The 7,072-nt window shown below is 73.4% G+C and carries 9 protein-coding genes; 2 read left to right on the top strand and 7 right to left on the bottom strand.

The features are described from left to right. Nucleotides 1-230 precede the first annotated feature (230 nt). Nucleotides 231-1,049 (top strand): M15 family metallopeptidase, encoded by an 819-nt coding sequence (locus tag VR44_RS12145; protein ID WP_045947461.1) that lies wholly within the window; start codon nt 231-233, stop codon nt 1,047-1,049. 31 nt (nt 1,050-1,080) lie between these two features. Here the strand turns inward: VR44_RS12145 and VR44_RS12140 are convergent, their stop codons facing one another. Continuing rightward, nucleotides 1,081-2,613 carry an FAD-dependent monooxygenase gene (locus VR44_RS12140; protein ID WP_045947460.1) on the bottom strand — a complete coding sequence of 511 codons (1,533 nt, stop codon included), beginning with the start codon at nt 2,611-2,613 and terminating at the stop codon, nt 1,081-1,083. Between the two features lie 87 nt (nt 2,614-2,700). Between VR44_RS12140 and VR44_RS12135 the strand changes: the two genes are divergently transcribed. Next, nucleotides 2,701-3,345 (top strand): TetR/AcrR family transcriptional regulator, encoded by a 645-nt coding sequence (locus VR44_RS12135; RefSeq protein WP_045947459.1) that lies wholly within the window; start codon nt 2,701-2,703, stop codon nt 3,343-3,345. 30 nt (nt 3,346-3,375) lie between these two features. Here the strand turns inward: VR44_RS12135 and VR44_RS12130 are convergent, their stop codons facing one another. From VR44_RS12130 to VR44_RS12105, 6 genes are all read right to left on the bottom strand, one after another. Then, nucleotides 3,376-3,567, bottom strand: a complete 192-nt coding sequence (locus VR44_RS12130) for a hypothetical protein (RefSeq protein WP_045947458.1) — start codon at nt 3,565-3,567, stop codon at nt 3,376-3,378. Between the two features lie 100 nt (nt 3,568-3,667). Beyond that, nucleotides 3,668-4,024 carry an ArsR/SmtB family transcription factor gene (locus tag VR44_RS12125; RefSeq protein ID WP_045947463.1) on the bottom strand — a complete coding sequence of 119 codons (357 nt, stop codon included), beginning with the start codon at nt 4,022-4,024 and terminating at the stop codon, nt 3,668-3,670. Nucleotides 4,025-4,201: 177 nt separating this feature from the next. Next, nucleotides 4,202-4,576, bottom strand: a complete 375-nt coding sequence (locus VR44_RS12120) for a hypothetical protein (protein WP_045947457.1) — start codon at nt 4,574-4,576, stop codon at nt 4,202-4,204. A 236-nt stretch (nt 4,577-4,812) separates the two neighbouring features. Continuing rightward, entirely contained in the window at nt 4,813-5,181 is a 369-nt protein-coding gene (locus tag VR44_RS12115) for a hypothetical protein (protein ID WP_045947456.1), read from the bottom strand. Nucleotides 5,182-5,317: 136 nt separating this feature from the next. Next, nucleotides 5,318-5,845: a DoxX family protein gene (locus tag VR44_RS12110; protein ID WP_045947455.1), complete on the bottom strand. Its 528-nt coding sequence runs from the start codon at nt 5,843-5,845 to the stop codon at nt 5,318-5,320. Between the two features lie 157 nt (nt 5,846-6,002). Then, nucleotides 6,003-6,977 (bottom strand): iron-containing redox enzyme family protein, encoded by a 975-nt coding sequence (locus tag VR44_RS12105; RefSeq protein WP_425424497.1) that lies wholly within the window; start codon nt 6,975-6,977, stop codon nt 6,003-6,005. Nucleotides 6,978-7,072 lie beyond the last annotated feature (95 nt).

Here is a 7,072-nt window from a genome sequence, read left to right as displayed (position 1 = left end):
TTCCAATACCCCCGACGCTATCGGCCACCACTGACAACGCGGCTGCGGGAAAGGGACGATGACCTGCCGTCACGGCCACCGGCGGGCGAGGAGAACGGCTGGAACCAGCCCCTCGCCCCGGACGCACGGCAGGACCGGGGCATGGACGCCCCGGGAGCGGACCAGTAAAGGAGTGGACGAGCGGACGAGCAGACCGGCCTTCACGGCCGGCCCACTTTCAGGGAGACTTGATGACCACCTCGACGCCGGCGCGGTTCGCCGTGGCCGTGGCGGCCGCGGCCGTGTTCGCGATGACCACGGCCCCCGGCGCCGGTGCCGTCGCCCGGGCTCCGGAGCCCAGGGCCCCCCGGGAGTTCGTCGCCCTGGACTCCGTCGATCCCACGATCATCCAGGAGATGCGCTACCTGTCGGCGCACAATTTCGTCGGCGAGCGGATCGACGGCTACCGGCAGCCCGTCTGCATCCTGACCCGCCCGGCGGCCGAAGCCCTGCACCGGGCGCAGACGCACCTGCTGCGGCAGGGGTACTCGCTCAAGGTGTACGACTGCTACCGGCCGCAGCGGGCCGTCGACCACTTCGTACGGTGGGCCAAGGACCTGGCCGACGAGCGGAAGAAGGCGGAGTTCTATCCGCGGGTCGACAAGTCGCGTCTGTTCGAGGACGGCTACATCGCGGAGAAGTCCGGGCACAGCCGCGGCAGCACCATGGACCTCACGATCGTGGCGCTCCCGGCGCTCCCGGCGCCGCCGCCCAGGCCGGGGCAGGAGTCCGTCCCCTGCTACGCGCCCCAGGCGCAGCGGTACCCGGACGACTCCGTGGACATGGGAACGGGATTCGACTGCTTCGACACCCTGTCGCACACCGACGACCCGCGCGTCCAGGGAGCACAGCGGGCGCACCGCCTGCTGCTGCGGACGGCACTGGCCGCGGAGGGGTTCGTCAACCTGCCCGAGGAGTGGTGGCACTTCACGTACAAGCCCGAGCTGTTCCCCGACACCTACTTCGACTTCCCCGTCTCGCGCCGGTCGGTCGCCGGGCACCGCCCCTGACGGGGCCCGCCGCCGCCGCGCACGCGCCCCCTCACCGGGACTCCCCCGCGGTCCCCGTAGCCGCGGCGCCGGCCGGGCCGAACCAGCGGGTGAGCGTGGCGGTGAGACCGGCGCCTCCGGCCCAGCAGACGTATCCGTCCGGGCGGACGAGTACGGCCTCGGCGTCGACCGCGCCCTTCTCCACCCGTGCCCGCACCCGGACGAGCCGGTCGTTCCAGGGGTCCGCGGCGGCGAGGGGGGCCTCGGCGAGGTCGATCAGGACGCCGCGCCCGCCGCGCGTCAGGTCGCTGAACCGGACCTGCCCGCCGTCGCCGGTGAGGAGGTCGAGGTCGGGCATCCGCAGTCCCAGCAACGGGTGGTCGGCGGCGTCGGGGGACGGGAGGCGCAGGTCGAGTCCGGACATCACACCGGCCATGTACCGGTTGGCCTCGGGCAGGCGGAGCAGGTCGGTGAGCACGTCGCGCAGTTCGCCCAGGCCGCCGTCGCGCTGCGGCCCCATCACGACGCCCTGGGCCCGGGTGAGGGCGAGGACGCGGGCGGCGACGGGGTGCCGCTCGGTCTGGTAGCTGTCCAGCAGCTCCTCCGCCGCCTCGCCGCGCAGGATGGCGGCGAGCTTCCAGCCGAGGTTGAACGCGTCCTGGACACCGAGGTTCAGACCCTGGCCGCCGGCCGGGGAGTGGATGTGGGCGGAGTCGCCGGCGAAGAACACCCGGCCGTGGCGGTAGTGCTCCAGCTGCCTGCTGGCGTCGCTGAACCGGGAGGCGTAGCGGATCTCGGACACGTCGAGGGCTCCGCCATGGGTGGCGCGCAGCACCTCGCGGACCTCCTCGGCGGTCACCGGCGCGTCACGCTCGGCCGATGCGGTGCGCGGGCCGCTGAAGATGAGCTTGTGGAGCCCGTTCGCCAGAGGCGTGATCATGGCGAAGTGACCCTCGGGTGAGGTGTGGATCCGCGAGCTGATGTGCCCGGCGGAGCTGTCGTCGACCTGGCCGGTCAGCACCAGGTCCGCGGTGGCCATGCGGACGGTGGCGGCCTGGCCGGGGAAGGCGGCTCCCACGGTCTTGCGCACGCTGCTGTGGGCGCCGTCGCACGCGACGAGGAAGCGGCCCCGCAGCGACCGGTCGCCGTCGGGCGTGGTCATGGTGATCGTGACTCCGTCGGCGTCCTGCCGGAGGCCGGTCAGCGCGTGCTCCCTGAGCACCCGGCCGCCGAGCTCGGCGAGCCGCTCCTCCAGTACCGCCTCGAGCTGGTCCTGCGGGAGCAGGACGGGATGCGGGTAGCGGGTGTCCCATGCCGCGTAGTCCAGCGGGACGGGCAGTCCCGCGAAGTGGCCGCCGACGAGCCGGTAGTCGATCGAGCGCCCGAGGGCTTCGTCCAGCAGACCGCGCAGCGCGAGCAGCTCCGCGGTCCGGGGCTGGATCGCCCCGGCGCGGGACTGGAGGTTGCGGCCGGGCAGCCGGTCCAGCACGACGGCGGGGGTGCCGGCGAGGGCGAGCTCGGTGGCGAGCGTGAGTCCGGCGCCGCCGGCCCCCACGACGATGACGCCGGTGACCTGCGTGTTCATGGAGCCTCCCAGGACAATTCCTTCACTTGGTCGATAACTATACCAGGTGCAAGTTTCCCCCGGGTACCCCATTGATAGGGTGGGCGCATGGCTGAGAACGCTGAGAACCTTGGACTGCGGGAACGCAAGAAGCAGCGCACCCGGCAGACGATCTTCGAAGCGGCACTGCGGCTGTTCCTGACCCGCGGCTTCGACGACGTCTCGATCGTGGAGATCGCCGATGCGGCCGAGGTCTCCAAGCGCACGCTGTTCACGTACTTCCCGACCAAGGAAGACCTGGTCCTGCACGTGTTCGCCGACCACGAGGACGAGTCGGCCCGCGTGGTCCGCGCCCGCCCGGCCGGTACGAGCCCGCTCGACGCCCTGCACGCGCACCTGCTGGACGCGCTGGCCCGGCAGGACCCGGTCACCGGGCTCACCTCCGACCCCGACGCGGTGGCCTTCGGCCGGCTGCTCAGCACGACGGCGAGCCTCAGCGAGCGGCTGCTGCGGTACGCGGGGCGCAGCATCACGGCCCTCGCGGAGGCACTGGAGGAGGCCGGCGCCGACGAGCTCACCGCGCAGCTCGCCGCGGTGCAGATCGTCACGGTCCTGCGCGCCCTCGCCGACCGCAACGGCGAGCAGGTACAGGCGGGCCGCCCCGCGGACGAGGTGTACCCGGAGGCCGTCGCCGCCGCCGACCGGGCCTTCCGGCTCCTCGGCGCGGGCCTGGCCGACGCCCTCCCGGGCTGAGCACCCGGCGGGCCCGGCAGCGGCCGGCGGTCAGGTGCGTGGTCTGCGCTCGCGCCCGGCCGGCGGGTCGTCGGCCGGGCGCAGGCCGAGCATGTCGAGCAGCTCCCGCAGGTCCTCGCCGTCGGTGGCACGGGAAGCGACGGCACGGCGGGCCGCGGCGCGGTCGGCGGTGCCGGTGCGGGCCAGTAGCGCCGGCTCCTCGCAGGCGAAGGGGTCCTTCATCCCACCGATGCCACCACCCCCCGGGCCGGTCCGCAGCCGAGGTTGCTCCATCAGGCCCCGCGGCGGCCCCGCGGAGGGGGGCGAGGGCGGGCTCGCGTCCCTACGTGCGGGCGGGGGCGGGAGCGGCGGGGTCGGGGTCGTTCAGCTCGGCGATCAGGGCGTTGCGGCCCACGAGCATCTCCGTGAGGATCCTGCGCGCGGCGCGCAGGAGTTCGGCGACGTCGCCGCCGGCGAGGGCGTAGGTGACGGTCGAGCCCTCGCGGGTGGAGACGACGATGCCCGAGCGGCGCAGGACGCCGAGCTGCTGCGACAGGTTGGAGGCCTCGACGTCGATCTCGGCCAGCAGGTCCCGTACCGGCATCGGGCCGTCCTGGAGGAGCTCCAGGACCCGGATGCGGACCGGGTGGCCCAGCATCCGGAAGAACTCGGCCTTGGCCTGGTACAGCGGGACCTGCATGCCCATCACGCTCCTGTTCCTCCTCGAAACCGGGTCCGGCCCGGACGGGGACCCCTCCGCCTCACACATCGTCGCGTCCTGCCGGCCCACGCGGAACCGATGTTGACCGGTTTCACATGTTCCGAGTTGAAGAGTTCTTCAACTCATGGGCGTGCGTGGGCCCGACGGACGCCGCGGCTAGACCTCCAGATCGCCCTCGATACGGGTGAGCTGGTGGCGGGCCATCGCCAGGTTCGACCTGCCGCGGTCCAGCACCAGGTAGAGGAAGAGGCCTCCGCCGGAACGGCCGCGCCGGATCCGGATCAGGTGGTACTGGTTGCCCAGGGTGATCAGGAGGTCCTCGATCTCGTCCTGGATGCCGAGCATCTCCATGGTCCGCAGCTTGGCCCGGATGACGTCGGTGTTCCCGGCGGCCGCCACCATCAGGTCGAGGTCCTTGCCGCCGCCGAGCGTGCCCAGGGCCATTCCGCTGGCGTAGTCGACCAGCGCCACTCCCAGGGCTCCCTCGATCGAGGTCATCGCTTCCTTCAGCGACACTTCCACATTCGCCATGGCTGTCCTCCGTCGATTTCGTGTGCCGGGCGCGGCACGGGTCTTGCGTGGTGTTCCTCCGTCGGACGCTACCGACCGCACGGCCCCGTACGGCGAGATCGCCGGAATTGGCCTGATCTCGCCCCTCGCCGTCGCCCTCGCCTTCGTCGTGGTCACGCGGTGCGGGCGGATACGGATGCGCGGCGGGAGGCGGTGACCGGGCTTCGGCGCGGGCGCCGCCTCCGCGTGGGGGTCGGTCAGGAGACGCGCTTGAGGGTCCAGGCGTTGTTGTTGAAACCGGAGTTCGGGAAGGCGACGCAGGAGTTGGAGAAGTACGAGCTGGTCGCGACCCAGCCGGCCGGGTAGTACGTGGAGCCGCAGGCCTGGACGACCGTGCCTATGGGCAGGCCCGTGAGCTGCTTGATCTGCTTGATGTTCGGCGCGAGGTTCTGGCCGCCGCAGCTGGCGCTGTAGCCCCAGTTGACGTCGACGTAGCCCGCCGGGGTGGCGGTGTTCGCGCAGGTGGTCGTCACGTCGCCGGGGGCCGCCTGGGCGGGGGCGGCGGCGAGGGCGAACATCGCGGCGGCACCGGCGAAGGCCATGGCGGTGGTGCGCAAACGGGTCATGACGGGCTCCTTGGAGGCGAAATCGGCCAACGGGAAATGGCAGCCCATTCCTATGTGCTGGCCGCGCACCGTGACAGCCTGTTTCCGGTCTGAAAAGATCACGCCAGACCGTTCGCCGTCCCGCCCCCGGACCGGCTCAGGCGGAGTCCCCGCCGCCGGACTGCTGCCCCCGGGCGCGTCTGGCGACGACCGCGGCCGCCGCCGCCGCGCTCGCGGTGAAGGCCAGGACGAGCATCCACCGCTGGTCGAAGGTGTGGCCGGTGGCGTGGTCCAGGGAGTAGCGGCCCGCACCGGCGAGGCCGATGGCGGCGGCGGTGAACCCGAGGAACGCCGGATACTCGAATCCGCCGGCCTGGGCGAAGAACCCGTGCGGGGCGTGGACGGACACCGCTCCGGCCATGGCGCCCGCCGCGGCCGCGCCCGCCGCCGGGGTCGCCAGGCCCAGGACCAGCAGGGCGCCGCCGCCCGTCTCGCCGAGCCCCGCGGCCAGGGCGCTCTGGCGGCCGGGGACGAAGCCCATGTGCTCCATCGCGGCTGCGGTCTTGTCCAGGCCTCCCCCTCCGAACCAGCCGAACAGCTTCTGCGTACCGTGCGCCATGAGCACGGCTCCGGTCCCGGCGCGGAGGGCAAGCAGTGCGAGGTCGCGTCGGTTGATGCAGCTCATCGGGTCTCCCTGGGGCGATGGGGCGGACAGCAGGAACATCCGTATCCCGTCCGGGCGGCCGCGCCCCGCACCCGGGGATACGTCCGCCGGACGGGCGAGCCCCCGGGTGGCGGAACGGCCCCGGCCGCCCGGGGCGGGAGGGGCCGGCACCGTGTGGTCACGCCGACGGTGCCGGCCCGGCGCCGGCCGGGGTGCGCAGGGCCGAGCGGTGCCGGTCCCATGCCGTACGGATGTGGGCGGCGAGGCGCTCCTCCAGCAGGACGGTCGCCGCGCAGCCGAAGGCGACGTCGGACTCCAGCTCCGGCTCGTCGGCGAGCAGGCCTCCGACGACCTCGTGGCGCACGACCTGCTCGTGGACCGCGTCGGCCTCCACGTGCTCGGCGTAGAAGTGCTCGGCCGCCGGACCCGCCCCACACCGGCGCATGGCCCTGGCGAGGCGGCGGGAGCCGGGCGGGGAGGTCACCTCCACGTACGCGAAGTGCCCGACCAGGGCCCCCCGCAGGGCGCGGTGCAGGCCCAGGAGGGACATCAGGTTGACGGTGGCGAGCAGGGGCGCGGGAGCCCGGTCCAGGTAGTGGCCGTAGGCGGTGTCCAGGCCGAGGTCGGCCATGAGGCCGGCGAAGAGGCGGGCGTGGATCCGGTCGGGGTGGCCGGCGCCGAACTCGTCGTACTCGATGGCGACCATGGCGGCCTTGGCCCGGCCGTACAGGCGCGGGATCACCCAGGCGTGCGGGTCGGCCTCCTTCAGGTGGTACAGGGAGCGCAGGGCCGCGTACTCGCGCAGCTGCCACAGCTCGCCCTCGGTCTCCAGGTGGTGGCTGAGGCTTCCGGACAGGTCCACGGGTTCGACGAGGAGGGCGGCGAAGGCCTCGGCCACGGTCTGCGGGGCCCCGGCCGTCGCCGTGCGCAGGGCGTGGAGGAAACGGTCCTCCAGGGTTCCGCGCACCGCCAGCAGCGCCGGATCCCATTCCAGGGCGTCGTCCACGCCCTCGAAGCCCCGGTAGTGCAGTTCGTAGAGCAGGTAGAGGGCAAGGTGGAGGTCCTCGCCCCACGGGTCGGCCCCCCGGGCCGCCGCGGTGTCCGGGGCCGGGGGCGGGCCGCCGCGCAGGGCGGCCACCACGGCGCGGGACAGCGGCCCCCGGCCCTCGACCAGCACGGGGCGGGGCTCGGTCCGCTGCGCCCCGCCGCCCGGGGCGGAGGGGCGGGTCGAGGGGTGGTGGGGGGGTG

Source organism: Streptomyces katrae (assembly GCF_000966975.1).
In the GTDB taxonomy this organism is placed as follows: domain Bacteria; phylum Actinomycetota; class Actinomycetes; order Streptomycetales; family Streptomycetaceae; genus Streptomyces; species Streptomyces katrae.
Note: the sequence above shows the minus strand (reverse complement) of the source record. Positions and strands in the feature narration are given on the sequence as shown.

Excerpts from the sequence above, each read along its gene's own strand:
- VR44_RS12145 (WP_045947461.1), top strand. The coding sequence starts at position 231 with ATGACCACCTCGACGCCGGCGCGGTTCGCCGTGGCCGTGGCGGCCGCG.
- VR44_RS12140 (WP_045947460.1), bottom strand. The coding sequence starts at position 2,613 with ATGAACACGCAGGTCACCGGCGTCATCGTCGTGGGGGCCGGCGGCGCC.
- VR44_RS12135 (WP_045947459.1), top strand. The coding sequence starts at position 2,701 with ATGGCTGAGAACGCTGAGAACCTTGGACTGCGGGAACGCAAGAAGCAG.
- VR44_RS12130 (WP_045947458.1), bottom strand. The coding sequence starts at position 3,567 with ATGAAGGACCCCTTCGCCTGCGAGGAGCCGGCGCTACTGGCCCGCACC.
- VR44_RS12125 (WP_045947463.1), bottom strand. The coding sequence starts at position 4,024 with ATGCAGGTCCCGCTGTACCAGGCCAAGGCCGAGTTCTTCCGGATGCTG.
- VR44_RS12120 (WP_045947457.1), bottom strand. The coding sequence starts at position 4,576 with ATGGCGAATGTGGAAGTGTCGCTGAAGGAAGCGATGACCTCGATCGAG.
- VR44_RS12115 (WP_045947456.1), bottom strand. The coding sequence starts at position 5,181 with ATGACCCGTTTGCGCACCACCGCCATGGCCTTCGCCGGTGCCGCCGCG.
- VR44_RS12110 (WP_045947455.1), bottom strand. The coding sequence starts at position 5,845 with ATGAGCTGCATCAACCGACGCGACCTCGCACTGCTTGCCCTCCGCGCC.